The following is a 25848-nucleotide window of genomic DNA, read 5'->3' on the forward strand; positions in this document are numbered from 1 at the left end:
GTCCCGATCGGCACAAGATTCTCCCAAGGCACGGCAAATCCCCGCGCACCGTGCCACCGCGCAGATCAGGGGTGCGGATCGGTCGCCAGACGGCTGTGCAGGTGGACGTCCTGGAGCGCGCCGGACAGGTCGACCATCGCATCGCGCAGGAAACCTTCGAGGACGTAGCCGCAGCGCCGCGCGACGCCGCAGGAGGGCTCGTTGCCGACGGCGTGCCCCAGCTCCAGGCGGTGCAGCCCGAGATCGCGGAAGGCCCACCGGGTCACCGCCTCCAGTGCCCGGGAGGCGACGCGGCGCCCACGGGCCTCGGGCAGCATCCAGTAGCTGACGCGGGCGCCGCGCATGGTGCGGTCGATCGCCCCTATCCCGGCCTGGCCGAGCACGACACCGGCCTCGGTGACGGCGAAGGACGCGAGGTCCCCGGCCGCCCAGCCGTCGCGCCTGCGCCTCAGGAAGCCCTGCGCCCCCGCTTCGTCGGGGTCGGGGGCGTGTGCGGTGTTCCAGCGGCGGAAGTCCGGGTCACCGAGGCCGCGCAGGGCCGCTTCGAGGTCGCCGGCCGTCTCCTCCCACGGCCGGAGCAGCAGTCCGTACGCTTCCAACTCCACTGGCCTCAGCACGCCCTCATTCAAGCAAACGCGGCCGTCCCGGCCGGGCGGAAGATGGGGATGGCGATCCGGGCGCCGTCGGCCGCGGGGCGGAAGCAGACGCGGAGGTCCATGCCGATACGCAGCGCGTCGTGGGCGCAGCCGACGACCTCCGTCATCATGCGCGGCCCCTCGGCGAGGTCGACGACGGCGGCGACGTACGGCACCCGCCCGGCGAAGGGCCGAAGGTCGTTGGCATGCACCACGGACCAGGTGTAGAGGGTGGCCCGGCCTGCGGACTGCTCCCAGACGACCTCCTCGCCCCAGCAATGCGGACAGAACTCCCGGGGGTAGTGGTGGGCGAGCCCGCAGCCCGGATCGAGGCAGCGGCGGATCAGCAGCCGGCCCTCCGCCGCGGCCCTCCAGTAGGTGTCCGTGAAGGCGTCGGGCTCGGGCAGGCCGGTCACAGGAAGAGCCCCCAGGCGCTGTCCAGCGACCAGGCCTGCCAGCCCATGGCGAAGAGGAGGACGACGGAGGCGAGGATCATCATGGCGTTCTGCCCCTGCTCTGCCCAGTCGTGGATCATGAGGACGAGGTAGAGCAGGTTCAGGACGGCGCCCCCGGCCAGGGCTATCGGGGTCAGCAGGCCGAAGGCCAGGCCGAGCCCGATGGCGAGTTCGGCGTGGACGACGACGTGGGCCATCAGCTTGGGACGGGGCGCGACGAGCACGGAGAAGCCGTTCCGGACTGCGGTCCAGCGGTGTTCGGCGGCGACGCCGGCGGCCCAGGCGATGCCCGTGCCCCGCTCGAACCAGCCCTTCTTGTCCTTGTGCCGCCAGCTCTCCAGCCACCACAGTCCGAGGCCGATGCGCAGGACGGCGAGCCATTCGGCGCCGGTCAGCCAGATCGTCTGCATCTCATGCCTCCCGGGACAACGAATCTGACGGGATGTCAGTTGACCGGATGCCGTCGCACCTCCGCAAGGTGCCGGGGCGAAAGCGCGCTACCTTCCGGTGATGACCCTCACCCAGCAGGCACGGGAGCAGCCATGACCGACACCCCGGCATCCGCCGGTACCTCCGCATCCGAAGCCACCCCCATACCGAGCACGGCGGCGCCGGACGCCATCGTCGTCGGCGCCGGCCCCGGCGGACTCGCCGTCGCGGCGTCGCTGCGGCACCGGGGGGTGCGCACCCTGGTCGTCGAACGGTCGGACGCGGTGGGCGCTTCATGGCGCGGCCACTACGACCGGCTGCGGTTGCACACGACCAGACGCCTTTCCGCGCTCCCCGGGCTGGGGATCCCCCGGTCCTACGGCCGCTGGGTGGGCCGCGACGACGTCGTTCGCTACCTGGAGCAGTACGCCGACTTCCACGGGCTGGACGTCGCCACCGGCATAGAGGTGGGGCGGATCGAGCCCGCCGGGGGACCGGCGACCGGGTGGGTACTCCCGGCCACCGGCGGCCGCCGGCTGACCGCCCGGAGCGTCGTCCTCGCCACCGGCTACAACCACTCGCCGCACCTCCCGGACTGGCCCGGGCGCGACACCTTCGACGGGGAGCTGCTGCACGCCTCGCACTACCGCAACGGCCGGCCCTACGAGGGCCAGGACGTCCTGGTCGTCGGCGTGGGCAACACCGGTGCCGAGATCGCCGTCGACCTCGCCGAATCCGGCGCGGCCCGCGTCCGGCTGGCGGTGCGCACGCCCCCGCACATCATGCGCCGCTCCACGGCCGGATGGCCCGCGCAGCGCACCGGGATCATGGTGCGCCGCTTCCCGACGAAGCTGGTCGACGCGATCGCGCCCCTCGTGGAGCGGATCTCCGTGCCGGACCTGTCGGCCCACGGACTTCCCCGCCCGGACAACGGGCTCTACTCCCGCGTGCGGGAGGGCGCGATCCCCGTCCAGGACGTCGGCATCATCGACGCCGTCCGGTCCGGCAAGGTCGCGCCCGTGGCCGCCGTCGAGGGCTTCGACGGACGCGAGGTGCTGCTCGCCGACGGCACGCGGATCACCCCGGACGTGGTGATCGCGGCCACCGGCTACCGGCGCGGCCTGGAACCGCTGGTCGGCCATCTCGGCGTCCTGGACGAGCGGGGCCGGCCCGTGACGCACGGCCGCCGCAGCCCCAAGAACGCCCCGGGCCTGTACTTCACCGGCTTCACCAATCCCATCAGCGGGATGTTCCGTGAAATGGCCATCGACGCACGCAGGATCGCCAAAGCGGTGGCGCGGCGGTAGCGAACGCGACGCGACGGGCACGGAGAGGGTACGGACGAGCATCCGCGGGACCCCACGCAAGGCCTCCGTACCACCTCTGCACGCACCCCCGGCCCTCCCGCGCCACCCCCGTCCGGTTCCACGGCAGGCCCTCTCCCCGCCGGCCGCCCGGGCCGCCTTCCCGTGGAGCGCACAGGTTTCTCGCATCCTCCCCGTTCCTGACGGATCGTCAGTTAAGTAATCTGACATTGCGTCAGTTCTCTGGACCCTCGAGCGGGACGGGCGGGACACATGCTTGGTTCGACCTTCAGCACGCTGGGCACCGATCCCGCGGCGGGCACCGGCGGCCCCGGTCGCCGCACGGACGACCTGGACGTCAGTGGACGTCCGCTGCACGCCCGGGTCCTTGACCTCGACCGCTTCTTCCGGCCCGAGTCCCTGGCCGTGGTGGGCGCCTCCGACGCCGAGGGCCGGCCCAACACCGGCATCACCCGGCAGCTCGTCGACTGGGCCGGGCGGGTCGGCGCCCGGCTCCATCCGGTCAATCCCGGCCGCGCGACCGTGTTCGGCCTGCCCTGCCACGCCTCCGTCGCGGACCTCCCCGAGCCGGTCGACCTCGCCGTCCTGCTCGTCGCCGACCCGCTCCCCGTCCTCGAGCAGCTCACCGGGGCCACAGCGCGGTTCGCCGTCGTCTTCGCCTCCGGGTTCGCCGAGACGGGGGAGGCCGGCGCCGCCGCCCAGGAACGGCTCGGCCGCGTCGTCGCGGCCGGCGGGCTGCGCCTGCTGGGGCCGAACACCAACCTCAACGCCTTCCAGCCGTTCCGCGAGGACCTCCCCGGCCCGGCGATCGCCCTGATCACCCAGTCCGGCCACCAGGGCCGCCCCGTCTACGCCCTGCAGGAACTCGGCATCCGGCTCAGCCACTGGGCGCCCACGGGCAACGAGGCCGACCTGGAGACGGCCGACTTCCTCTCCTACTTCGCCGGGCGCCCGGAGGTCGGCGCGATCGCCGTCTACGCCGAAGGCCTCAAGGACGGCCGCTCGTTCGCCCTCGCCGCGGACCGCGCGGCCCGCAACGGGGTGCCGGTGGTCATGGTCAAGGTGGGCCGCACCGAGACCGGCACCCGTGCCGCCGCCACCCACACCGGGAAGCTCACCGGCTCCGACGCGGTCGCCGACGCGGCCTTCCGCCAGTTCGGCGTCATCCGCGTCGACGCCCTGGACGAACTCCAGGACACCGCCGCCCTGCTGGCCAGGGCCCGGCCACCGGTCGCCGAGGGCGTCGCCGTCTACTCGATCTCCGGCGGCACCGGGGCGCACTTCGCGGACCTGGCCACCGCCGCCGGCCTGCTGCTGCCCACCTTCCCGGGGACGAGGCAGGCCGAACTCCACCAGTGGATACCGCAGTACCTGGACGTCTCCAACCCCGTGGACAGCGGCGGCCACCCCGTCGGCGACTGGCGCGGGCGGAAGATCATCGACGCGCTGCTCGCCGATCCCGCGATCGGCGTCCTCGTCTGCCCGATCACCGGCCCCTTCCCGCCGATGAGCGACCGGCTCGCCCGGGACCTCTGCGAGGCCGCCGAGGCCACCGACAAGCTGGTGTGCGTGATCTGGGGCTCCCCCGTGGGCACCGAGGAGGCCTACCGGACCATCCTGCTGGGCTCCTCCCGGGTGGCCACCTTCCGCACCTTCGGCAACTGCGTGACCGCCGTACGGGCCTGGCTGGACCACCACCGCTTCACCGCCGGCTACCGCTCCCCCTTCGACGAGGCACCGCGCACCCCCTCCTCCTCCGCCCGCAAGGCCCGCGCACTGCTGCACCCCGGCCGCCGGCTGAGCGAGCACGCCGCGAAGCAGCTGCTGCGGGCCTACGGCATCCGCGTCCCGCGCGAGCAGTTGGTCTCCAGCGCCGCCGGTGCCGTCCGGGCGGCCGCGCTGGTCGGCTACCCCGTGGTCATGAAGGCGTCCGCCGACCGGCTCGCGCACAAGACCGAGCTCGGCCTGGTGAAGATCGGTCTCACCTCCGCCAGCCAGGTCCGCGACGCGTACCGCGAACTCGCCGACATCGCCCGCTACGAGGGCCTGGACCTCGACGGCGTCCTCGTCTGCCAGATGGTCGAGCCCGGTGTGGAGATGGTCGTCGGCATCAGCCACGACCCGCTCTTCGGGCCCACCGTCACCGCCGGCCTCGGCGGGGTCCTCGTCGAGGTCCTGCGGGACACGGCCGTCCGCGTACCGCCCTTCGACGCCGCGACCGCGCAGGACATGCTGCGGGAACTGCGCGGCGCCCGGATGCTCGACGGGGTCCGCGGGGCTCCGCCCGCCGACACCGACGCGCTCGTCGACGTCATCCTCCGCGTGCAGCGGATGGCGCTCGAACTCGGCGACGGCCTCGCCGAACTCGACATCAACCCGCTGATGGTGCTGCCGCGCGGGCAGGGCGCCTGCGCCCTCGACGCACTGGCCGTCTGCCGCCTGGAGAACACCCATGACTGACTCCCCCCGTGGAGTGACGATCACGGAGCGTGACGACTCCGTGGAATCCGTTGTACTCCACGTCACCGACAACGGGGTCTCCCGGCTCACCCTCAACCGCCCCCAGGCGATGAACGCCATTACCCCTGACCTGCGGGAACGCCTCATCGAAAAATTTCTGGAGGCCTCCGCGGACCCCGCCGTGCGGGCCGTCGTCCTGACCGGCGCCGGCCGCCGGGCCTTCTGCGCGGGGGCCGACCTGCGGGGCGGCCCGGCCGGTGCGGACCGGGTGGCGGGCGACGTCGCACGGATGATCCGGTCCGGGGCCCAGCGCCTCGTCGCCGCCGTCCTCGACTGCGAGAAGCCCGTGATCGCCGCGGTGAACGGCACCGCCGCGGGCCTCGGCGCCCATCTCGCCCTCGCCTGCGACCTGGTCCTGGCCGCCGACACCGCGAAGTTCATCGAGGTCTTCGTCCGCCGCGGCCTCGTCCCCGACGGCGGAGGCGCCTACCTCCTCCCCCGCCTGATCGGCCCGCACCGCGCGAAGGAACTCCTGCTGCTCGGCGACGACCTGCCCGCCGCCTCCGCCGAACGCCTCGGGCTGGTCAACCGCGTCGTCCCCGCCGACGACCTCGACCAGGCCGTCCGCACCCTCGCCGAACGTCTGGCGGCCGGCCCCACCCGCGCCCTCGCCCTGACCAAACAGCTCGTCAACGCGTCCCTGGACTCCGACCGCGCGACGGCCTTCACCGCCGAGGCGGCCGCGCAGGAGCAGAACATGACCACCGCCGACGCCCAGGAGGGACTGCGCGCCTTCCTCGAACGCCGCCCGCCGGACTTCCGCGGGCGGTAACACCCCGGAGGGTTCACCCGGAGGAGGAAGCGGCCCCCGGCGGCGGCCGGTACTCCTCCAGCAGTCCGGTGCCGTACGCCAGCAGACCGCCCGCGAAGACGACGCCGATCACCGCGATCGTCACGACCCCGACCTGGAAGGCGACGTGCCGTTGCCGCGCCCACCCGGTGCGGCCCTCCGGGTCCCTGCGCCCCGCGTAGAACGAGGTGACCAGCACCGGCGCCGCGCCGGCACCCGCGACGCACGCCCAGGCGGGCAGGTACGGACCGTCGAGCCACACGACGGGCAGCGCGACCACGGCGGCCGTCGCCACCTCCACCGCCAGGAGGCAGAGCCATCGGGGACGTCCGGTGCGTGCCGCGAGCCGCAGTCCCAGCACCGTCGCCGGCAGGGCGTGCAAGAGGGAGGCGGCCACCGCGCAGGCCCAGACGGGGATGAGGAAGAACGGCAGGAAGCAGCAGGCGAGCGGTTCGTCGAAGGCACGCGCCGATGACGCCTGGGACGGCAGGAGGACCACGTGGACCGTTGCCGCGACCGCCACCACCGCGCAGTACGTCGAGACCGCCGCCGCTCGTCCGGCGTCGCCCCACGGGTCGACCGGGGGCCGCACCGGGGACCCCCACCCCACACGCCACCCCATGACGAGCACGGTACGTCCGGGCCTCGACCGCCCTCCGCCCGGCCCTTCACTTCTGACGACCCGTCAGTTTCAATGGATGCGTGATGGGACAAGCAGGCATGGCGGTAGCCGTCGTCCGCTACCTCCGGTCGGCCGGGGCCGCGACGGCGGCCGGGCGGCTGGATCCGCTGCCGCCGCCCGAACTGCGTGCCGTGCGCCCGGACGAGCGCGCCCCGGTGGACCAGGCGGTGTTCCGTGAGGTGCTGGGGAACTTCGCGAGCGGTGTGACGGTGATCGCGGCGCCCGGGGACGACGCGGGGGGCGGCCCGGCCGGGTTCGCCTGCCAGTCGTTCGCCTCGCTGTCGCTCGATCCGCCGCTCGTCGTGTTCATGGTGGCGCGCACGTCCACCAGTTGGCCGCGCATCGCCCGGGCCGGGGTGTTCTGCGTGAACGTCCTCGGCGCGGAACAGCACGGACTCTGCCGCTCCTTCGCCGTGAGCGGCGGGGACAAGTTCGCGGGCGTGGCGTGGGACCCGGCACCGGTGACGGGATCGCCCCGGCTGCACGGGGTGCCCGCGTGGATCGACTGCTCGATCCACGCCGTGCACACGGGCGGCGACCACCTGGTGGTCATCGGCCGGGTCCGCGACCTCGGTCGCGCGGCGGAAGGCAGCGGGCCCCTGCTCTTCCACCGCGGCCGCTTCGGCCGGCTCGCCCCTTGACCGCGGCCGGCCCGCGAAGGCCGGCTACGCCGCGAGGGGCAGCGCTCCGGAACCCGGCTCCGTCCGCCGCCGGATGACCAGCGACATGAGCGCCGCCAGCGCGCACAGCGCCCCGGAGGAGTACCAGACCACGTTGTACGAGCCGAAGGCGTCGCGCGCCGCGCCGCCCAGGAACGCCACCAATGCGGCGCCCAGCTGGTGGGAGGCGAGCACCCAGCCGAAGACGATGGCGCTGTCGGCGCCGTAGTACTCGCGGCACAGGGCGATCGTGGGCGGCACGGTGGCGACCCAGTCCAGCCCGTAGAAGACGATGAACAGCACCATGGGCGGGTGGACGGAGTCGCCCAGGAGCACCGGCAGGAACATCAGCGACAGCCCGCGCAGCCCGTAGTAGGTGGCCAGCAGCCGCCGCGGGCTGAAGCGGTCGGTGAACCAGCCGGAGGCTATGGTGCCGGCGATGTCGAAGACGCCGATCACCGCGAGCAGGGAGGCGGCCGCCGTCACCGGCATCCCGTGGTCGTGTGCCGCGGGCACGAAGTGTGTCTTGACCAGGCCGTTCGTCGAGGCGCCACAGATCGCGAAGGTCCCCGCCAGCAGCCAGAACGGGCCACCCCGGGCGGCGCTGGTCAGCGCCTTGACCGCCCTCGTCGCCGCGCCCGTCACCGGCGGCGGCTTCGGCACGAACTCCTTGGCGCCGTAGGGGGCGAGGCCCACATCGGCCGGGTGGTCCCGCAGCAGCAGGTAGACCAGGGGCGCGACGAGGACCGCGGCACCCGTGACGGTGAGGGCCGCCGCGCGCCAGCCCGCGTGCTCGATGATGACGGAGAGCAAGGGCAGGAAGATCAGCTGCCCCGCCGCGCCGGCCGCGGTCAGGATGCCGGTGACCAGGCCGCGCCGGTGCTCGAACCAGCGGTTGGTCACGGTGGTCGCGAAGGCCAGCGCCATGGAGCCGCTGCCCAGCCCGACGAGGACACCCCACAGGAGCACGAGCTGCCAGCTCGCGGTCATGAAGACGGTCAGGCCCGCTCCGGTCGCGATGGTGACGAGCGCCACCGCCACCACCCGGCGGATGCCGAAGCGGTCCATCAGGGCGGCGGCGAACGGCGCCGTCAGCCCGTAGAGGGCGAGGTTCACCGATACCGCCAGGCCGATCATGCCCCGCGACCAGCCGAACTCGCCGTTCAGCGGCTCGATGAGCAGTCCGGGCAGGGAGGCGAACCCCGCGGCGCCGATGAGCGTGACGAAGGCAGCGGCGGCCACCGACCACGCACGGTGGACACGGGGGGTGCGGAACGGCCGGGAACCTTCGGGGACCCTGTCGGCCAGGGTCTGCGCGGGAAGCTCGGGAGTCTGCGTCACCGGATCAGCATCCGGCATCGGTTTCCCCGGAACGAGTGGCCGGATGGCCATGTTGTGCAAGGATCGGGCCATGGCCGTATCCATGGAGACGCCTTCGCGGAACGCAGACCCCGGCACGCCGGCGCGCCACCGGGTCGCCGTCCTGGTGCAGCACGGGGTGATCCCCTTCGAGGTGGGCATCCCCCACCGCATCTTCGGCGGCGCGAGGGACTCCGGCGGGGCCGACCTGTACGAGGTGGTGACGTGCTCCCCGCACGGTCCCGGACCGGTGCGCGCCGACGCCGACTTCGAGATCCACGTCGCCCACGGCCCCGAGGCGCTGGAGACGGCCGACACGGTCATCGTCCCCGCCGCCCACGAGCGTTCCGCCGCGCACACGGAGGGCCGGCTGCCCAAGGAGATGGCGGCCGCCTTCGCCCGTATCCGCCCCGGGACCCGGCTCGTGTCCATCTGCACCGGGTCGTACTTCCTGGCCGCGGCCGGCTACCTGGACGGTCTGCGCGCCACCACGCACTGGTCGAGCACGGACCACTTCCAGAGGCTCTTCCCCCGGGTGCGGGTCGAGCCGGACGTCCTGTACGTCGACAACGGCGGCATCCTCACCTCCGCGGGCGTCGGCTCGGGCGTCGACCTGTGCCTGCACATCGTCCGCCGCGACCACGGCATCGCCGTCGCGAACGCCAGCGCGCGCCGTACGGTCGTACCGCCGCACCGGGAGGGCGGCCAGGCCCAGTACATCCAGCGGCCCCTGCCCGAGCCCCAGCAGGCCACCACGGCAGCGGCGCGCACCTGGGCGCTGGACCGGCTCGACCGGCCGCTGACGCTGCGCGAGCTGGCCGAGCGCGAGGCGATGAGCGTGCGCACCTTCACCCGGCGCTTCCGGGAGGAGGTGGGCACCAGCCCCGGGCAGTGGCTGACGCAGCAGCGCGTCGAACGCGCCCGGCACCTGCTGGAGTCCAGCGACCTGTCGGTCGACCAGGTCGCCCGGCAGGCCGGGTTCGGCACGGCGGCCTCCATGCGGCAGCACCTCCAGACCGTCATCGGCGTCTCGCCCAGCGCCTACCGGCGCACCTTCCGGGCGACGGCGGCGCTCTGAGACGGTTCAGAAGGTCAGCACGCCACGCGCCACACGACCGCCCCGGGCGTCCTCCACCGCCTCGGCGAAGTCCTCCACCGGGTAGGTCCGGGTGACGAGTTCGTCCAGCAGGAGCCGGCCTCGCCGGTAGAGGTCGGCGTAGAGCGCGATGTCGCGCTGCGGCCGTGACGAGCCGTAGCGGCAGCCCAGGATGGACTTGTCGAGGTACACGGAGGACACCAGGAAGGACGCCTCGGCGTCGGCAGGCGGCACGCCCAGCAGGACGGCCTGGCCGTGGCGGTCCAGGAGGTCGACGGCCTGGCGGATGAGCCCCACGTGTCCGACGCACTCGAAGACGTGGTCGGCGCCGGTGGGCAGCAGCGCGCGCACCGCCTCCGCGGAGTCCGTGAAGTCGGTGGCGCCGAACAGCCGCGCGGGCTCCTCCTTCGCCGGGTTGGTGTCGACGGCGACGATCCGGGAGGCGCCCGCGAGGCGCGCGCCCTGCAGCACGTTCAGGCCGACGCCTCCGGTGCCGATGACCACGACCGTGTCGCCGCGGTCGACGCGGGCGCGGTTGAGCGCGGCACCGACCCCCGTCAGCACCCCGCAGCCGATGAGCGCGGCGGAGGTGAGGGGGATTCCGTCGGGCAGGCGGACGGCCTGGACGGCCTTGACGACGGTCAGTTCCGCGAAGGCCGAGTTGGAGGCGAAGTTGAACAGCGGCTCGCCGTGCCGGCTGAAGGGCCTGCCGGGACGGCCGATCGCCTTGCGGCACATCGTCGGGCGTCCCCGGTCGCAGTCCGGGCAGGTGCCGCAGTTGGCGAGGGTGGACAGGGCCACGTGGTCGCCGGGCGCGACGTGCGAGACGCCCGCGCCGGTCGCCTCCACGACGCCCGCCCCCTCGTGGCCGAGCACGACCGGGACGGGGAAGGGGATGACGCCGTCGACGACGGACAGGTCGCTGTGGCACAGCCCCGCCGCGCGGATGCGGACCAGCACCTCGCCCGGGCCCGGGTCCCGGACCTCGAGGTCGTCGACGACCGCGGGCTGCTTCCCGTCGAAGATCACGCCTCTCATCACCACACCACCGCCTGGAGTTCGCTGTAGGCCTGCAGCCCGAAGGAGCCGCCGTCGCGGCCGATCCCGCTGTGCTTGAAGCCGCCGAACGGCGTCTCGGGATGACGCTGCACGGTGTTGACGCCGACGTTGCCGCTGCGCAGCCGGGCGGCGAGGGCCCAGGCACGGGCGGTGTCGTCGCCGAAGACGTAGTCGTACAGGCCGTACGGGGTGCCGTTGGCGATCGCGACGGCCTCGGCCTCGGTGTCGTACGGGAGGGCGGCGACGACCGGGCCGAAGACCTCCTCCTGGGCGACCGTCATGTCGGGCGTGACGTCCGCGAGCAGTGTGGGGGCCACGTAGTAGCCCGGTTTGAGGTCGGGGCGCGCACCGCCGGTGACGACGCGGGCGCCCTGTTCACGGGCGCCCGCGACGTGGGCCTCGACGCGGTCGCGCTGGGCGGCGGTGATCAGCGGGCCGACGACGGTGGAGTTATCCACAGGGTCCCCGAGGGTCAGCGAACGGGCGTACTGTTCAAGGGCGGTGATCACCTGCTTGTACCGCCCGCGGGGGACGAGGACACGGGTCGGCGCCGTGCAGATCTGACCTGAATGGAATGCCCATGTTGAACCGACAGCAGATATCGCTGATCTGAGGACGCCGGGAGCGGCGTCCTCGAGGATGATCGCCGCGCCCTTGCCGCCCAGTTCCATCAGGGTCCGCTTCATCGACGCACCCGCGACGCGGGCGATCGCCTGCCCGACCGCCGTCGAGCCGGTGAAGCTGATCATGTCGACACCGGGGTGCGCGACCAGTGCCTCGCCGGCCGCGGCGCCCGTGCCGGTGATGACGTTGAACACCCCGTCGGGCAGGCCCGCCTCCCGCATGATCCCGCCGAGCAGCAGGCAGGTCAGCGGGTCCTGGGGCGCGGGCTTGGCGACGACGGTGTTCCCCACGGCCAGCGCGGGGGCGACCTTGCCGGCCAGGTTGACCAGAGGGAAGTTGTAGGAGGTGATGCAGGCGACGACACCCACCGGACGCCGTACCGCGGCCGCGTTGACCAGCCCGCCGGGCGCGAGCGGCGAGGCCTTCACGGGCTGCGGCGCAAAGGGGATCGTGTCCGGTTCCAGCGCACCCCGCGCGTAGCGCCGGAAGCGGTCCACCGCTGTGGGGATCTGCATGCTCGACGCGACACGGATCGTCGCTCCCGTCTCCTGCTGGAGCAGCGGTACGAGATCCGCCGACCGCGAGGCGAGGACGTCCGCGATCCGCTCCAGGATCGCGGCGCGCTCCGCCGGGCTCGTACGGGACCAGCCCTCGTACGCCTCCCGCGCGGCGCGCACCGCGGCGTCCACGTCCGCCGGGCCCGCTTCGGGGGCGCGCCCGACGGTCTCCTCCGTGGCCGGATTGACAACTGGATAGTGAGCTCCGGCCGGTTCGTGCCACCGGCCGCCGATCCAGTGGCCGTACGTCCCGTCGCTGTTCATCCGCGAGGCTCCTTCGGGAGGCCGAGCACCCGCTCGGCGATGATCGTGCGCTGGATCTCGTCCGAGCCGCCGTAGATGGTGTCCGCGCGGCTGAACAGGAACATGTGCTGGGCCTGGTCGAGTTCGTAGGGTCGTGCCGGCTCCCACGGCGCGGGGCCGGCCGCGGCGGGGGCGCCGCCGACGGCGACGGCCAGTTCGCCGAGCCGCTGGTGCCAGCCGCCCCACAGCAGCTTGGCGACGCTCGGGGCGGCGGGGTCGGCGGTGCCCAGCGTGCGCAGCGCGTTCCAGCGCATGACGCGCAACTCGGCCCACTGCCGCACCAGCCGGTCCCGCAGCACGGGGTCGGCCGCCGCCCCGGTGGCGACCGCGCGGTCGACGACCTGGCGCAGTTCGCGTTCGAAGCCGATCTGCTGCACGAGGGTGGAGACCCCGCGCTCGAAGCCGAGGAGGGACATGGCGACCTGCCAGCCGTGGCCCTCCCCGCCGACGAGGTGGGCGGCGTCGGCGCGCGCCCCGTCGAAGAAGACCTCGTTGAACTCGGCCGTGCCGGTCAGCTGGCGGATGGGGCGCACCTCGATCCTGCCGGGCTGGTCCATGGGGACGAGCAGGAAGCCCAGTCCGTGGTGACGCCGCGAGTCGGGATCGGTGCGGGCCAGGACGAAGCACCAGTCGGCGTGCTGGGCGAGGGAGGTCCAGATCTTCTGGCCGGTCACGCGGTAGCAGGGGCCCTCGGCGTCGTGGTCGCGGACGGCCGCGGTCCTCACGCCGGCGAGGTCGGAGCCCGCTCCGGGCTCGCTGTACCCCTGGCACCACAGTTCCTCGCCGCGGGCGACGGGTGGCAGGAAGCGGTCGCGCTGGCCGGGGGTGCCGTGCGCCTCCAGGGTGGGGGCCAGCAGGTTCTCGCCGATGTGCCCGGACCGGGCGGGCGCCCCGGCACGGGCGTACTCCTCGCCCCAGGCCACCTGTTGGGGCAGGGTGGCGCGGCGGTTGCCGTACTCGCCGTGCCAGCCGAGCCCGATCCATCCGGCGGCACCGAGTTCCCGCTCCCACTCCCGCCCGGACACGCGGTCCGGGTGCGCGCTCAGCCACGCCCGTGCCTCCGCGCGGAAGGCCTCCGTCTCCGGGCCGAAGGTGAAGTCCATGGTCCGCCCTCTCCTCGGTACGGGGCCGTCACTGCCCTCGGACAGCGGCAGCGGCGGCACGCATGGCCTCGAGCTGGGCGAGCATCGGCATGGGGTCGGTGCCGACCGTGCCCGGCAGGGCGGCGGCGATGCGCTGCGGTGTCCAGCCCTCGCCGTCCGCGTAGGCGGCGCGCAGTTCGCGTGGCTGGGCCCAAACCGCGATCTTGGGTCCGGCGACGGTGTAGACCTGTCCGGTGATGTCGCGGGCGTGGTCGCTGAGCAGGAAGACGACCATCGCGGCGACGTCCTCGGGTTCGCCGATCTCGGCCAGTTCCATGGGCACGTTGGCGGACATGCGGGTGCGTGCCACGGGGGCCACGCAGTTGGCGGTCACCCCGTAGCGGTGCAGGCCGAGCGCGGCGCTGCGCACCAGCGAGATGATCCCGCCCTTGGCCGCGGAGTAGTTGGCCTGGGAGACGCTGCCCTGGTGGTTGCCGCTGGTGAAGCCGACGAGGGTGCCCGTGCCCTGTCGGCGCATCACGGCGGAGGCGGCGCGGAAGACGGTGAAGGTGCCCTTCAGGTGGGTGGCCAGGACCGGGTCCCACTCGTCCTCGCCCATGTTGAAGAGCATGCGTTCGCGCAGGATCCCGGCGACGCAGACGACCCCGTCGACGCGGCCGTAGGTCTCCACCGCGGTGGAGACGATCCGTTCGCCGCCCGCCATGGAGGAGACGTCGTCGGTCACCGCGGTGGCCTCGCCGCCCGCCGCCTCGATCTCCTTCACGACGGCGGCGGCGACCTCGCCGGCCGGCTCGCGGCCGTCGACCGCGACGCCGTAGTCGTTGACGACGACCTTGGCGCCCTCGGCCGCGCACGCGAGGGCGACGGCCCGCCCGATGCCACGCCCGGCGCCGGTGACCGCGACGACCTTTCCGCTCAGGAAGTTGCCCACGTCCGGTCCCGCCCCTTCTCAGAGTTTCTGACGGACCGTTAGATTTTAGGAGCACGGACGCACCCCAGCACAAGCCCTGAGACCGGGAGGCAGCGATGGCGTTCCCCGCCGAGTTCCACGACATCGCCAAGCGCGTCAACAACTGGGGCCGCTGGGGGGAGGCCGACGAGACCGGCACCCTCAACCTGATCACCGACGAGGTCGTCCGCGCGGCGACCGGCACCGTGCACAGCGGACGCCGCGTGCCGCTCGCGCTGCCCCTGCAGCAGGACGGGGTGCAGACGGGGATGATCCCGGGCCGGGTGAACCCGCTGCGCACCATGGTGATGCTCAACCACGAGATGTTCGGCCCGGGCACGGTCGCCACCAGCGACGACATCGTCACCATGGGACTGCAGGCGGCGACCCACTGGGACGCCCTGACCCACGTCTCGCACTCGGGGCGCATCTACAACGGCCGGCCGGCCGGCTCCGTCACCGCCCACGGCGGGGCGGCGTTCAGCGGCATGGAGAAGATCACGACACTGCTCTCCCGCGGCGTCCTGCTCGACGTGGCCCGCGCCCGCGGCACGGACCGGCTGCCCGGCGACCACGCCGTCACCCCCGACGACCTCGACGCGGCCGAGGAACTGGCCCGCACCACGGTCCGCGCCGGGGACATCGTGCTGGTCCGCACCGGCCAGATGCGGGTGTACCTGGCGGGCGACAAGCACGCCTACGCCTTCCCGTCACCGGGACTGTCGGTGCGCACCCCCGAGTGGTTCCACGCCCGCGACGTCGCGGCGGTCGCCAACGACACACTGACCTTCGAGATCTTCCCGCCGGAGATCGACGACCTGTGGCTCGCCGTCCACGCCCTGGACCTGGTGGAGATGGGCATGCTCCAGGGCCAGAACTGGAACCTCGAGGCGCTGTCGGAGGCCTGCGCCGAGGAGGGACGGTACGCGTTCCTGCTGGACGCCACGCCGCAGCCCTTCGTGGGCGGGGTCGGCAGTCCGGTCGCGCCGGTGGCGGTGCTCTGAGGACGGCCCCTCGGTCCGTACGGCCGGAAGGCCCGTGCGTCCGGGACCGTGCGGGTGGAAGACCCGTGCGGTCAGAAGGCGGGGCGGCGGATCAGCCCGCCGACGGACTGCGCGGGGACGATCGCCGGACGCTCGCTGCGGTCGATCTCGCACCAGATCTGCTTGCCCGCCCCCTCGCGCTGCCAGCCCCAGCGGTCCGCGAGGCCGTCCACGAGTTCGAGTCCCCGGCCGCCGGTCTCGTCGTTGTCGGCGTGCCGCGGGCGCGGCGGGGCGTCGCTGGTGTCGGCCACCTCGACGCGCACGGTCTCCTGTTCACCGCTCTGCGCGGCGCCGGAGGAACGGAAGAGCATCCGCAGCACCGCGGGGCAACCGGTGTGCACGACGGCGTTGGTGACCAGTTCGGAGATGAGCAGGATCAGCGTCTCGGCGACCGGCTCGTCGGCTCCTATCCCGGAGCCCGCGAGACGCGAGCGGGCCCACCGACGGGCCCGGCCCACCTCTGCGGGGTCGGGGCCGACCTCAAGTTGAACCTGGAGCACCTGCACCGCTCACACCATCCGAACCGGCGGACACATCGCCTCGCGCCTCGGCAGGGTCACCGTACGTGACCTCATCGCGACCCAGCATGATTGACCCGCAGTCACCGCAACAAGCGCTTCGGGCATATTCCAGCGCAAGGGGGTACGAGTGCTGCATACTGTGCGGGGCTCATTACGGGGCGAATTCGAACAGCCCGGCACAGGCAGCCCACCGGGCACCGAGGCCCCGCCACTGCCGCATCCGTCGCGTTTCGCCACCACACGCACCCGATGGAGCGTACCCGAGGCGGGATCCGACTCCATGGCGTGACAAGTCACACCTCGGACACAACCCGATATCGACGCTCGGGAACCCTTTATCCGTGACGAAACGGCCATAACCAGCCAATCGCCTTAAAAGGTGCCATCGAGCAGACCCTCCGCGAGGCTCTCCTCACACTCCGCCACGGAACGGCCCCGGCTCCGCAGGATCCACGACCGCTTGATGTGGAGATGCACCTCCGCCTCCCAGGTGAAACCCATCCCGCCGAACACCTGCAGACAGTCGCGGGCGTTGCGGACCGCCGCCTCGTCCGCCAGCAGTAGCGCGGCGGGCGCCTCGCCCGGCGCGCCGGAGACCGCCGCGGCACGCACCGCCGTGCGCGCCATCTCAGCCCGCACCAGCATGTCCGCGCACAGGTGCTTGACCGCCTGGAAGGAGCCGATGGGCCGCCCGAACTGCTCCCGGGCGGCGGCGTGACGGACGGCGAGTTCCACGGTGCGCGCGGCACTGCCGGTCTGCTGGGCCGCGGTCAGCAACTCGCCGGCCGTGCCCCCGCCGGCCATGCCTTCGCCCGCGGGTTCGCCGCCCACAACCCGGTGCAGCGGGGTGAGCGGGTCCACCGAACGCACCGGCTCGGCCTTGTCGTAGGAGCCCAGCACATGGTCGGACGCCTCCAGCCACTCGGCCAGCCCGCCGGCGGCCGCGGTGACCACCGCGGTGCCCTCGGCCGCCCCCGGCACCCGGCCGGCCGCCAGGTGCGTCGTCACCAGCGGCCCCGGCAGCAGCGCCCGTCCGGCCTCCTCGAAGACGAGCACGGCCTCCGGGAGTCCGAGCCCGAGTCCGCCCCGTTCCTCCGGCAGCCGCAGCGCGAAGAACCCCGCCTCCCCCAGCGCCCGCCACATCCCGCGGTCGAGGGTCGCCGGGTTGCCCGCAGCCGCCCCGGCCGCGTCCTCCCGCAGCCGCTCCGCCGGGTAGAGGCGCGCCAGCAGCCCGCGGGTCCCCTCGGCGAGGGCCCGTTGGTCCTCGGTGAGGCGGAAGTCCACGGCCGCTCACGCCCCCTTCGGCAGGCCGAGGATCCGCTCGGCGACGATGTTCCGCTGGATCTGCGACGTGCCCGCCGCGATGGTGTAGGAGAGCGAGGAGAGCCGGTCCGCCGTCCACGGGCGGTCGGCGTCCAGGGCCCCGGTTGGCCCGAGGACCTCGGCGGCGGTGTCGTAGAGCTCCTGCCGTGCGTGCGAGTAGCGCAGTTTGAGTACCGAGCCCCCCAAGCCCGGGGCGCCGGCACTGACGTTCCACTGGACCAGCCGCCACAGGACGCCGAACTCCGCCGCCAGCCGGCCCAGCCTGCGCCGCAGCACGGGGTCGTCCCAGGCCCCCGTTTCCCGGGCGCTCCGGGCCAGTTCGCGCAGGGTCCGCCGGCAGGCGACGACCTCCCCGGCGAAGGCGGTGCCTCGCTCGAAGGAGAGCGTCACCATCGTGACCCGCCAGCCGTCGTTCTCCGCGCCGACCCGGTTGGCGACCGGCACGCGCACCTCGTCGAGGAACACCTCGGCGAACTCCGTGGTCCCGGCGAGGGTCCGCAGCGGCCGTACCGTCACGCCTGGTGAGTCCATCGGCAGCGCCAGCCAGCTGATGCCGCGGTGCCGCGGCGCGCCGGGGTCGGTGCGCACCAGCAGTTCGCACCAGTCGGCGACCTCGGCGTGCGAGGTCCAGATCTTCGACCCGGTGACCACGTAGGCGTCGCCGTCGCGCACCGCCCGCGTGCGCAGCGACGCCAGGTCCGAGCCCGCCCCCGGCTCGCTGAACCCCTGGCACCACACCTCGTCCCCGCGCAGCACCGGGGGCAGCCAGCGTGCGCGCTGGCCGGCCGTCCCCTCGGCGGCGATGGTGGGCCCGGCGTGCAGCAGGCCGACGAAGTTCGCGCCGACGTAGGGCGCCCCGGCCAGCTCGGTCTCCTCCAGGAAGATCAGCCGCCGGGTCGGGTCGGCGTTCCAGTGCACGTCGGCGTAGCCCGCCTCGTGCAGACGCCGCTGCCAGCCGGTGTCGTACGCCCGCCGGGCGGGCCAGTCGGCGGGGTCCGGCGCGGGCGGCAGGGTGGGCAGCGTCCGGGCGAGCCAGCCGCGCAGCTCCTCCCGGTACGCCAGCTCCGCCTCGGTGTAGGTCAGGTCCACCGGTCCGGCTCCAGCCCCAGCATGCGGATGGCGTTGCCGCGCATGAGCTTGTACACCGTCTCGTCGTCGAGGCCCTTCACATGGTCGAGGGCGACCTCCTTGGTGTGCGGGAAGGTCGAGTCGACGTGCGGGTAGTCGGTCTCGAAGGTCGCGTTGTCCCGGCCCACCACGTCGATCGAGGCGACGCCGTGCTTGTCGCGGAAGAAGCAGCAGAAGATCTGCCGGTAGTAGTAGGTGGACGGCGGCTCGGGCACCACGTCGCGCACGCCGCCCCAGGCCCGGTGCTCCTCCCAGACGTCGTCGGCCCGCTCCAGGGCGTAGGGGATCCAGCCCATCTGCCCCTCGCTGTAGGCGAGCGTGAGCCGGGGGTGGCGCACCAGCACCCCGCTGAAGAGGAAGTCCATCATCGAGGCCATCGCGTTGTTGAAGGAGAGCGAGGCCTGGACGGCGGGCGGCGCGTCGGGGGACGCGGCCGGCATCTGCGAGGACGAGCCGATGTGCATGTTGACCACCGTCCCGGTCTCCTCGCAGACCGCGAAGAAGGGGTCCCAGTACCCCGAGTGGATGCTGGGCAGTCCCAGGTGGGTGGGGATCTCGCTGAAGGTGACGGCCCGCACCCCGCGGGCCGCGTTGCGGCGGATCTCCGCGACGGCCAGGCCGACGTCCCACAGCGGGATCAGGCAGAGCGGGATCAGCCGGCCGCCGCTGTCGCCGCACCACTCCTCGACCATCCAGTCGTTGTAGGCGCGGACGCAGGCGAGGGCGACCTCCTTGTCCTTGGCCTCGGCGAAGGTCTGGCCGCAGAAGCGCGGGAAGGTGGGGAAGCAGAGCGAGCCCTCGACGTGGTTGAGGTCCATGTCGGCGAGCCGGGCCTTGGGGTCCCAGCAGCCCCGCCGCATCTCCTCGCGGGTGATGCCCTCCAGGGTCATCTCGTCCCGGTCGAAGCCGACGGCGGCGATGTTCCGCTTGTACGGGAACTTGAGGTCCTCGTAGATCCACCAGTCGGTCGGCGGTCCGTCCGGGTCCATCGTGATCTGGTACTTGCCGGCGACGTAGGCGAGCTCCCCGATCCCGGCGGTCAGCGGCTGGGGACCGCGGTCCCGGTACTTCGCCGGCAGCCAGGTCTCGAAGAGGTGTGCGGGTTCGATCACGTGGTCGTCGACGCTGATGATCCGGGGCAGTTCCATCGCTCCCCGCCCTTCCTTGAATCTGATGCATCGTCAGATTCACACTACGCCCGCCGTCCCGGGCCGTCCATCGAGGGCGCGCGGACCCTGGACCGCACCCGGCCGGGCACCTACGCTCCGGGCAAGCCGTCTGACGGTACGTCAGGTAACTGACCGGAAGGAGAAGAAATGCGAAGCCTGGGCGACTCGCCGACCCTCTGGGCGCTCATCGCGGGGCGCGCCGCGCTGACCCCCGACGCCCCGGCGCTGCTCGACACCGACGACCGCCGGCTGACCTTCGGGCAGCTGCGCGACCGCGCCGAGCGGGTCGCCGCGGGGCTGCACGCCCGGGGCGTCCGGCCCGGCACCGCGGTCGCCTGGCAGCTGCCGACCCGCATCGAGACGGTGGTCCTCTCGGCGGCCCTGGCCCGGCTGGGCTCCGTGCAGACCCCGATCATGCCCTTCTACCGCGACCACGAGGTCGGCCACATACTCCGCCAGACGACCCCCGCCCTCTTCGCCGTCCCCGGCACATGGCGCGGCTTCGACCACACCGCGATGGCCCGCCGCCTCGGGGCCCACGAGGTCCTGGAGGCCTACGACTGCCTCCCGGAGGGCGACCCAGGCTCGCTCCCGGCCCCGCCCACAGACGGCACCCGGGTCCGCTGGATCTACTGGACCTCGGGCACCACCTCCGAACCCAAGGGAGTGCTGCACACCGACCGCAGCCTCATCGCCGGCGGCACCTGCCTCGCCCTCGCCCTGGAACTGGGACCCGATGACGTCGGCTCCGTCGCCTTCCCCTACGCGCACATCGGCGGCCCCGACTACCTGGTCATGCTGCTGCTGTGCGGCTTCCCCGCCCTGCTGCTGGAGCACTTCTCACTCCCGGATTCCCTGGAGGCCTACCGCAGGCACGGGGTGACCATGGCAGGCGGCAGCACCGCCTTCTACTCCCTCTTCCTCGCCGAGCAGCGCAAGCAGCCCGCGGGCGGCAGGATCATCCCGACCCTGCGCCTGCTGTCCGGCGGCGGCGCCCCCAAGCCGCCCGAGCTCTACCACGCGGTGGTCCGCGACCTCGGCTGCGCCCTAGCGCACGGCTACGGCATGACCGAGGCCCCCATGATCACCATGGGCTCGCCGCGCGACCCCGTCGACCGGCTCGCCACCACCGAGGGCCGCCCGCCCGCCGCCATGGAGATACGGATCGCCGAGGACGGCGAGGTGAGGCTGCGCGGCGAGGCCGTGTGCCAGGGCTACACGGACCCGCGGCTGACCGAGCGGGCCTTCGACGCGGACGGCTTCCTGCGCACCGGGGACGTCGGCAGGCTGACCCCGGACGGGTACCTGGTCCTGACCGGGCGCCTCAAGGACATCATCATCCGAAAGGGTGAGAACGTCTCGGCCAAGGAGATCGAGGAACTCCTCTACGCCCACCCCGGCGTCGCCGACGCCGCCGTGATCGGCCTGCCCGACCCCGAACGCGGGGAACGCGTCTGCGCCGTCGTCGAGCAGCCGCAGGGCGCGGGGCCGCTCACCCTCGCCGAGGTCACGGCCTTCCTCCGCGAGGCGGGCCTGGCCGTCCACAAACTGCCCGAACAGCTCGAGGTGGTGGACGCGCTGCCGCGGAACGAGACCCTGCGCAAGGTGCTGAAGTACAAGCTCAGGGAGCGCTTTACGAAAGCGTGAGGCACGTCCGGCGCAAAGCCGCGTAACCTCCTCCGCAAGAGTTCCAGAGGGGAAGGGTCACGGTGGGCACACAGGACGGCCAGGACCGGGCGCAGGACGGCCTGGAGGAAGGTCCCGGCACAGGTCCGGAAAGCGGCCCGCAGGACGGCCCGCAGGATCCCCTCGAACTGCTCCGGCAGGGCGACGCCGCACTGGACGCGGGCGAACTCACACAGGCGCGCGTGCACTTCGAGGCCGCGGAACGGCTGCTGGACGCGGACCCGGCGGCCGACGACGCCCGGCGCGCCGCGGCCCTGCGCGGCCGGGCCGTCTCCCACCTGCTGGCGGGCGAGGTGCGCTACGCCTCCCATCTGCTGGAGGAGGGCATCACCCGGCTGGAGCGGCGGACCGCCCCGGACGGCGCCCGGCCCGACCCCGACGCCCTGCTGATGCTGTACATCGCGTCGATCGGCCCGTACACCGACCTGGGCGCCTACGCCCGGGCCGCGCACGCCGCCGAGCAGGCGCTCAACCTCGCTCCCGAGGCGGGCGATCCGGCCCTGGTCGCCCAGATGCACCGCAGCATCGCCCGCACCCTGATCGTCGCGGGCCGCACCGGCGAGGCCGAGGCGTCGCTGGCCAAGGCGCAGGAGCTGTTCCAGCGACTGGAGTTGCACACGGACCTGGCCCACTGCCACTGGATGCGCGGCTACGTCCACTCCCAGGACGGCGACCTGGAGCAGGCCGAGCGCGAGTTGCGCACCGCCCGCGACATGCTGTCCGCCGGCCGGTCCGTGCTGTTCACGGTGCAGGTCGAGGTGGAGCTGGCGGACGTGCTGCGGCGGCGCGGCAAGCCCGCCGAGGCCGAGGAGCTGCTGACCCGCCTGCTGGACGAGCTCGGCCCGTGGCGCGGTGCCGTCCACGCCGGCGGCGCGCACCGGCTGCTCGGTCTGCTGGCCGAGGAGCGCGGCGACCCGGAGGCGGCGGAGGAGCACTACGTGTCCGCCCTGGCGTTGCTGGAACGCGCGGGAGCCGCCGGGGACCTGGCGGACATCTGCCGGCTGCTCGGCGACCTGCTGCGCCGCTCCGGCCGCGTCGAGGCCGCGCTGGACGCCTACCGGACGGGCCTGGGCCACCGGGCGGCGATCGGCACCACCACACTGGGACCCGCCCCCGCCGACACCTGACCCCGGCCGACCGCCCACCCGGGCCCACACCTCACAGGGCCCCGCGCCTCGCCCGGGCCGCCACGCCGCGCGGGGCGGCTCAGGGCTCGCGGACGGTGTTCACGTAGCCCGTGCCGCCCGCGGCGAGGCCGTCGACCGCCTTCTCCACCTCCGCCTGGGACAGCGCATTCCGGGCGTCGTGGTAGAACCAGTCGACCTGCATGTCCCAGGTGCGCTTCCCCGCGAACGGCAGGTCCACGAACCAGGTGTTGAAGTTCACGGACATGTTCTGGGTCGGGTAGTACTTCCCTCCGGTGCGGAACAGCTCGTGCCCGTCGAGGCTGTAGGTCACGACGCCGTGGGCGGCGGTGGTGACGAGGGTGTGCCACCCCTGGAGGGCGGCCGTCGTGGCCCGGGTCACCCGGTCCCCCTCCCTGGCGCTGCGCCAGGTCGTCGTGTCGAGCCGCGGACCGGGCGCGCCCCAGCCCCCGTTGGGCTGGTACTCGTTGTCGAGCTCGCTGTACTCGGCGTGGTGGTGGGGCGAGATCATGAAGAAGGTCTCGTTGATGTGATCGCCGTTGCGGCCGCTCTCCGGTTCGTCCGCGAAGCGGATCCGGGCGGCGAAGGTCCCGGTCAGGAACTTCGTGCCGGTGGTGTGCACCTCGGCCTGGGTGGTGCCGCGCCGCGTCCCGTCGGTGGCGGCGCGCAGCCGCAGGACCTGACCGCCCAGGGCGTTCTTGTCCGCGGGGAAGGCGACGCCCCGCGACGACCACGTGTCGTGGATGCCGGGCCCGCCCCCGCTGGTACGGACCAGCCAGCCGTGGGCGCGCAGCGCCGGATCCCGGGGTCCGCTGTAGCGGAAGTCGTCGAAGACGATCCCGGGGGGCGGCGCGGGCCGTGCCGCGCCCGCGGCGGAGCCCCGGGGAGGGGTGCCGGCCTCACCGTCCGGCTCGTCGCCCCAGACGTGCCTGCCGTCCAGGTACCCGGTGACCAGCTTCGACGGCCGGAAGGTGTCGTGGGCGGGGCTGAACGACCGGTCGTCGCGCTGGTCCACCTTCCCGCCGGGGCGGTACAGCTGGACCCCGATGGCGCCGCTCTTCGCGCCGGGCGCCAGGGTGCCCGCCGCCTTGGTGAAGGTGATCTCCAGGTAGTGGTCGGCGTTCGCCGCCGGCCGGTCCAGGGCGACGGTCCGCCCGTCGACGTCCGAGCAGCCGACCGAGGCCTGGACGCAGTTGAACGCGTACGGGGTGCCGCCGTCCTGCGTGAAGTAGTACCGGACCGCCACGTCGGCGAGGCTCACCCGGTGGTCGGAGGTGTTGACGACCTCCAGCCACGGCCGGGCCGCGCCGGCGGACACCGGTGTGCCCGCCTTGTAGCGGACGGTGAGCTCCGGCGGCGGCTGCTGCGCCTCGCGCCACTCGGGGTACAGCGCCGTGACGCCCGCGCCGACGGCGGCCGCCAGCAGCAGGTACCCGGCCGCCCTCCGGACGGGGCGGCGCCGTTTGCCGTGACCGGCGGGGACGGGACGCTCGGGCCGGACGGAGGGACGGACGGAGGGGCGGGCAGAACCCACGGAAGCTCCTAGCACGGGTGGAGGGGCGATGCCGACGGCATGCCATGCGGTCTCCGCGACGCGGCCGGACGGGACGGGACGGGACGGGAACGGACGCGCCGCCTACGGGGCGGTGTCGCGCACGGGCCCGGCCGGGCCGACGGCGCCGATGGCCGGTGGCGCGGTCCCGGGGTGCACGGACGCGTCCCACGGGTCCCACGTCCCGCCGGCGGCCTCCCGGCGCTGGTGCGGCAGGTGCGGCTGCGGGTGGGGCTGCCCGGCGGGCTCGAACGCGATGTCGTCGTGGGCGCCGCCGACCTCGATCCGGGCGCGGGTCCCCCAGTTGGTGCGCCGCAGCGTCGCCAGGGACCACAACCGCAGGGGCAGCAGCAGACCGATGTTGAGCAGGGCGTACAGCGGGGCGGCGAGGAAGGTCAGCAGCCGGTCGGCGATCCGCACCTGCGCGGCGCCGCGCAGGTAGTGGACGGAGCGCACCCAGGCCATGACGCACATGTAGGCGAGGTAGCCGGCCAGCAGCGTCCAGCCCCGCGGGTGCATCACCACCGCGACGAGCGCCGCGAGCAGTCCCGCGGTGAAGGCGACCCAGGTGGCCAGCTCGACGAGGTTCAGCCACCAGTACATGCGGTGCAGCCGGAGCTTGGCGAGCAGCAGGAAGCCCTCGCGGATGAACGACTTGCCCCAGCGGATCTGCTGGCGCACGTAGTGGCCGAGGCGCTCGGGGACGTCGGTGTAGCCGACCGCCGAGGGCTGGATCAGGGAGAGTCCCTCGGTGAGGCAGTAGTACGTCAGGCGCCGGTCGTCCCCGAAGGTCGCCGGGCGGCCGAGGAACCGCTGGTCGAGGAAGTCGTCGAGGTGCTTGCGGACGACCCACCCGCGGTACATGGCCAGCGACCCGCAGGCGCAGAGCACCGAGCCGAGGCGGGAGTAGGCGACCCGCTCGCCGAGGAAGGCGTTGACGTACCGCATGTCGATCAGACGGGTCAGGAGGTTGGTGCCGCGGTTGTGGGCGAGCACCAGCCCGGTGACGCACTGGACCCGGCGCTTGGTGAAGGGCTGGGCGAGCTCGGCGACGGCGTGCCGGTCGAGCAGGGTGTCGGAGTCGACGCACAGGTAGACGTCCGCGAGCGGCTCCTTCCCGAAGCCGGCGGCGAGCCCGTGGCGCTTGCCGCGGTTGTCGGGGAACCGGACGAAGTCGAGACGGACCCCGGCGCGCTCGAACTGCGGGCGCATCTCCTGGACCAGGGCCCCCGCCGAGTGGTCCTCGGAGCAGTCGTCGACCACGGTGAGGGAGTGCGGCAGCAGGGTCTGCGCGAGGACCGACTCCAGGCAGCCGCGCAGCATCGCCGGGGCCTCGTTGTAGACCGTGATCACGCCGTGGATGCGCAGCCGGGTCACGGGCTTGTCGAAGGCGAGCTCCGGACGGCGGCGCCGGCGGACGGAGAGCAGCAGTTTGACGGCGAGGAGTGCGCCGACGGTCACTCCGTACCAGTGCACATGACGAAGGGACCACGAGAGGTGGTCCCATGCACCCGCGAGATCGAGCATGGGCGGTGGAGACCTCCGAACGAACGCCCCCACCCGCCGGACAGAACCTTGAACACGTGTTCTGCGCACGAAGGTAACCCGAGCGGGGGGACGACGAAAGGTGCGCCCTCCACAGATTTCGCCTGAGTGACCCCAATCGGGCCTCCAGGGACGCTTCATGGACGAAGCGGACACCGGATGTGAGAGTGCTCACACAGGACTTGGCGGAC

At 73.2% G+C, this 25848-nt stretch carries 23 protein-coding genes; 8 read left to right on the forward strand and 15 right to left on the reverse strand.

What is annotated here, in order from left to right; all coding sequences use genetic code 11:
• Nucleotides 1-65 precede the first annotated feature (65 nt).
• The 3 genes from ABZ479_RS09955 to ABZ479_RS09965 are packed head-to-tail and all read right to left on the reverse strand — an operon-like array spanning nucleotide 66 to nucleotide 1500.
• Entirely contained in the window at nucleotides 66-617 is a 552-nt protein-coding gene (locus ABZ479_RS09955; RefSeq protein WP_500461051.1) for a GNAT family N-acetyltransferase, read from the reverse strand.
• An 8-nt stretch (nucleotides 618-625) separates the two neighbouring features.
• The gene (locus ABZ479_RS09960; RefSeq protein WP_500461052.1) at nucleotides 626-1051 is read right to left on the reverse strand and encodes a Zn-ribbon domain-containing OB-fold protein; all 426 of its coding nucleotides are present in this window, start codon (nucleotides 1049-1051) and stop codon (nucleotides 626-628) included.
• A complete protein-coding gene (locus ABZ479_RS09965) occupies nucleotides 1048-1500 on the reverse strand; it encodes a DoxX family protein (protein WP_500461054.1) in 453 nt (150 codons plus the stop codon). Before ABZ479_RS09965 ends, ABZ479_RS09960 begins: the two co-directional genes overlap by 4 nt.
• Before the next feature lie 132 nt (nucleotides 1501-1632).
• On the opposite strand from ABZ479_RS09965, the gene ABZ479_RS09970 reads away from it, so the two are divergent.
• From ABZ479_RS09970 to ABZ479_RS09980, 3 genes are all read left to right on the forward strand, one after another.
• Nucleotides 1633-2826, forward strand: coding sequence for a flavin-containing monooxygenase (locus tag ABZ479_RS09970; RefSeq protein ID WP_500461056.1), 1194 nt, complete (start codon nucleotides 1633-1635; stop codon nucleotides 2824-2826).
• 270 nt (nucleotides 2827-3096) lie between these two features.
• On the forward strand, nucleotides 3097-5304 hold the full coding sequence (locus ABZ479_RS09975) for an acetate--CoA ligase family protein (protein ID WP_500461057.1): 2208 nt from the start codon (nucleotides 3097-3099) through the stop codon (nucleotides 5302-5304).
• A complete protein-coding gene (locus ABZ479_RS09980; RefSeq protein ID WP_500461059.1) occupies nucleotides 5297-6136 on the forward strand; it encodes an enoyl-CoA hydratase/isomerase family protein in 840 nt (279 codons plus the stop codon). Before ABZ479_RS09975 ends, ABZ479_RS09980 begins: the two co-directional genes overlap by 8 nt.
• A 13-nt stretch (nucleotides 6137-6149) precedes the next feature.
• On the opposite strand, the gene ABZ479_RS09985 is transcribed toward ABZ479_RS09980, so the two are convergent.
• Nucleotides 6150-6776, reverse strand: coding sequence for a hypothetical protein (locus ABZ479_RS09985; protein WP_500461061.1), 627 nt, complete (start codon nucleotides 6774-6776; stop codon nucleotides 6150-6152).
• An 83-nt stretch (nucleotides 6777-6859) separates the two neighbouring features.
• Here ABZ479_RS09985 and ABZ479_RS09990 point away from each other — a divergent pair, with 83 nt between their 5' ends.
• Nucleotides 6860-7477 (forward strand): flavin reductase family protein, encoded by a 618-nt coding sequence (locus tag ABZ479_RS09990; protein ID WP_500461062.1) that lies wholly within the window; start codon nucleotides 6860-6862, stop codon nucleotides 7475-7477.
• 24 nt (nucleotides 7478-7501) lie between these two features.
• On the opposite strand, the gene ABZ479_RS09995 is transcribed toward ABZ479_RS09990, so the two are convergent.
• Nucleotides 7502-8836 (reverse strand): MFS transporter, encoded by a 1335-nt coding sequence (locus tag ABZ479_RS09995; RefSeq protein ID WP_500461063.1) that lies wholly within the window; start codon nucleotides 8834-8836, stop codon nucleotides 7502-7504.
• Nucleotides 8837-8906: 70 nt separating this feature from the next.
• Between ABZ479_RS09995 and ABZ479_RS10000 the strand changes: the two genes are divergently transcribed.
• On the forward strand, nucleotides 8907-9932 hold the full coding sequence (locus ABZ479_RS10000) for a GlxA family transcriptional regulator (RefSeq protein WP_500461064.1): 1026 nt from the start codon (nucleotides 8907-8909) through the stop codon (nucleotides 9930-9932).
• Nucleotides 9933-9938: 6 nt separating this feature from the next.
• On the opposite strand, the gene ABZ479_RS10005 is transcribed toward ABZ479_RS10000, so the two are convergent.
• The 4 genes from ABZ479_RS10005 to ABZ479_RS10020 are packed head-to-tail and all read right to left on the reverse strand — an operon-like array spanning nucleotide 9939 to nucleotide 14527.
• Complete coding sequence (locus ABZ479_RS10005; RefSeq protein ID WP_500461065.1) at nucleotides 9939-10988, reverse strand: Zn-dependent alcohol dehydrogenase; 1050 nt, start codon at nucleotides 10986-10988, stop codon at nucleotides 9939-9941.
• Entirely contained in the window at nucleotides 10988-12454 is a 1467-nt protein-coding gene (locus tag ABZ479_RS10010; protein WP_500461066.1) for an aldehyde dehydrogenase family protein, read from the reverse strand. Before ABZ479_RS10010 ends, ABZ479_RS10005 begins: the two co-directional genes overlap by 1 nt.
• Nucleotides 12451-13596, reverse strand: coding sequence for an acyl-CoA dehydrogenase family protein (locus tag ABZ479_RS10015; RefSeq protein ID WP_500461067.1), 1146 nt, complete (start codon nucleotides 13594-13596; stop codon nucleotides 12451-12453). The genes ABZ479_RS10010 and ABZ479_RS10015 overlap by 4 nt, the downstream gene beginning before the upstream one ends.
• 28 nt (nucleotides 13597-13624) lie before the next feature.
• Nucleotides 13625-14527, reverse strand: coding sequence for an SDR family oxidoreductase (locus tag ABZ479_RS10020; RefSeq protein WP_500461068.1), 903 nt, complete (start codon nucleotides 14525-14527; stop codon nucleotides 13625-13627).
• 95 nt (nucleotides 14528-14622) lie between these two features.
• On the opposite strand from ABZ479_RS10020, the gene ABZ479_RS10025 reads away from it, so the two are divergent.
• On the forward strand, nucleotides 14623-15549 hold the full coding sequence (locus ABZ479_RS10025; RefSeq protein WP_500461069.1) for a cyclase family protein: 927 nt from the start codon (nucleotides 14623-14625) through the stop codon (nucleotides 15547-15549).
• A gap of 71 nt (nucleotides 15550-15620) precedes the next feature.
• Here the strand turns inward: ABZ479_RS10025 and ABZ479_RS10030 are convergent, their stop codons facing one another.
• From ABZ479_RS10030 to ABZ479_RS10045, 4 genes are all read right to left on the reverse strand, one after another.
• A complete protein-coding gene (locus tag ABZ479_RS10030; protein WP_499599926.1) occupies nucleotides 15621-16094 on the reverse strand; it encodes an ATP-binding protein in 474 nt (157 codons plus the stop codon).
• Between the two features lie 387 nt (nucleotides 16095-16481).
• A complete protein-coding gene (locus ABZ479_RS10035; protein WP_500461070.1) occupies nucleotides 16482-17393 on the reverse strand; it encodes an acyl-CoA dehydrogenase family protein in 912 nt (303 codons plus the stop codon).
• A 6-nt stretch (nucleotides 17394-17399) separates the two neighbouring features.
• A complete protein-coding gene (locus tag ABZ479_RS10040) occupies nucleotides 17400-18521 on the reverse strand; it encodes an acyl-CoA dehydrogenase family protein (RefSeq protein ID WP_500461072.1) in 1122 nt (373 codons plus the stop codon).
• Complete coding sequence (locus ABZ479_RS10045; protein WP_500461073.1) at nucleotides 18512-19708, reverse strand: amidohydrolase family protein; 1197 nt, start codon at nucleotides 19706-19708, stop codon at nucleotides 18512-18514. Before ABZ479_RS10045 ends, ABZ479_RS10040 begins: the two co-directional genes overlap by 10 nt.
• Before the next feature lie 168 nt (nucleotides 19709-19876).
• On the opposite strand from ABZ479_RS10045, the gene ABZ479_RS10050 reads away from it, so the two are divergent.
• On the forward strand, nucleotides 19877-21376 hold the full coding sequence (locus ABZ479_RS10050; RefSeq protein WP_500461074.1) for a class I adenylate-forming enzyme family protein: 1500 nt from the start codon (nucleotides 19877-19879) through the stop codon (nucleotides 21374-21376).
• Nucleotides 21377-21438: 62 nt separating this feature from the next.
• On the forward strand, nucleotides 21439-22542 hold the full coding sequence (locus ABZ479_RS10055) for a tetratricopeptide repeat protein (protein WP_500461075.1): 1104 nt from the start codon (nucleotides 21439-21441) through the stop codon (nucleotides 22540-22542).
• Between the two features lie 79 nt (nucleotides 22543-22621).
• Here ABZ479_RS10055 and ABZ479_RS10060 read toward each other — a convergent pair whose 3' ends face one another.
• Both ABZ479_RS10060 and ABZ479_RS10065 read right to left on the reverse strand, forming a co-directional pair.
• A complete protein-coding gene (locus ABZ479_RS10060; protein ID WP_500461076.1) occupies nucleotides 22622-24094 on the reverse strand; it encodes a cellulose binding domain-containing protein in 1473 nt (490 codons plus the stop codon).
• 102 nt (nucleotides 24095-24196) lie between these two features.
• The gene (locus ABZ479_RS10065) at nucleotides 24197-25588 is read right to left on the reverse strand and encodes a glycosyltransferase (RefSeq protein ID WP_500461078.1); all 1392 of its coding nucleotides are present in this window, start codon (nucleotides 25586-25588) and stop codon (nucleotides 24197-24199) included.
• Nucleotides 25589-25848: the final 260 nt, after the last annotated feature.

The organism is Streptomyces sp. NPDC005722 (assembly GCF_040630935.1).
GTDB lineage: Bacteria > Actinomycetota > Actinomycetes > Streptomycetales > Streptomycetaceae > Actinacidiphila.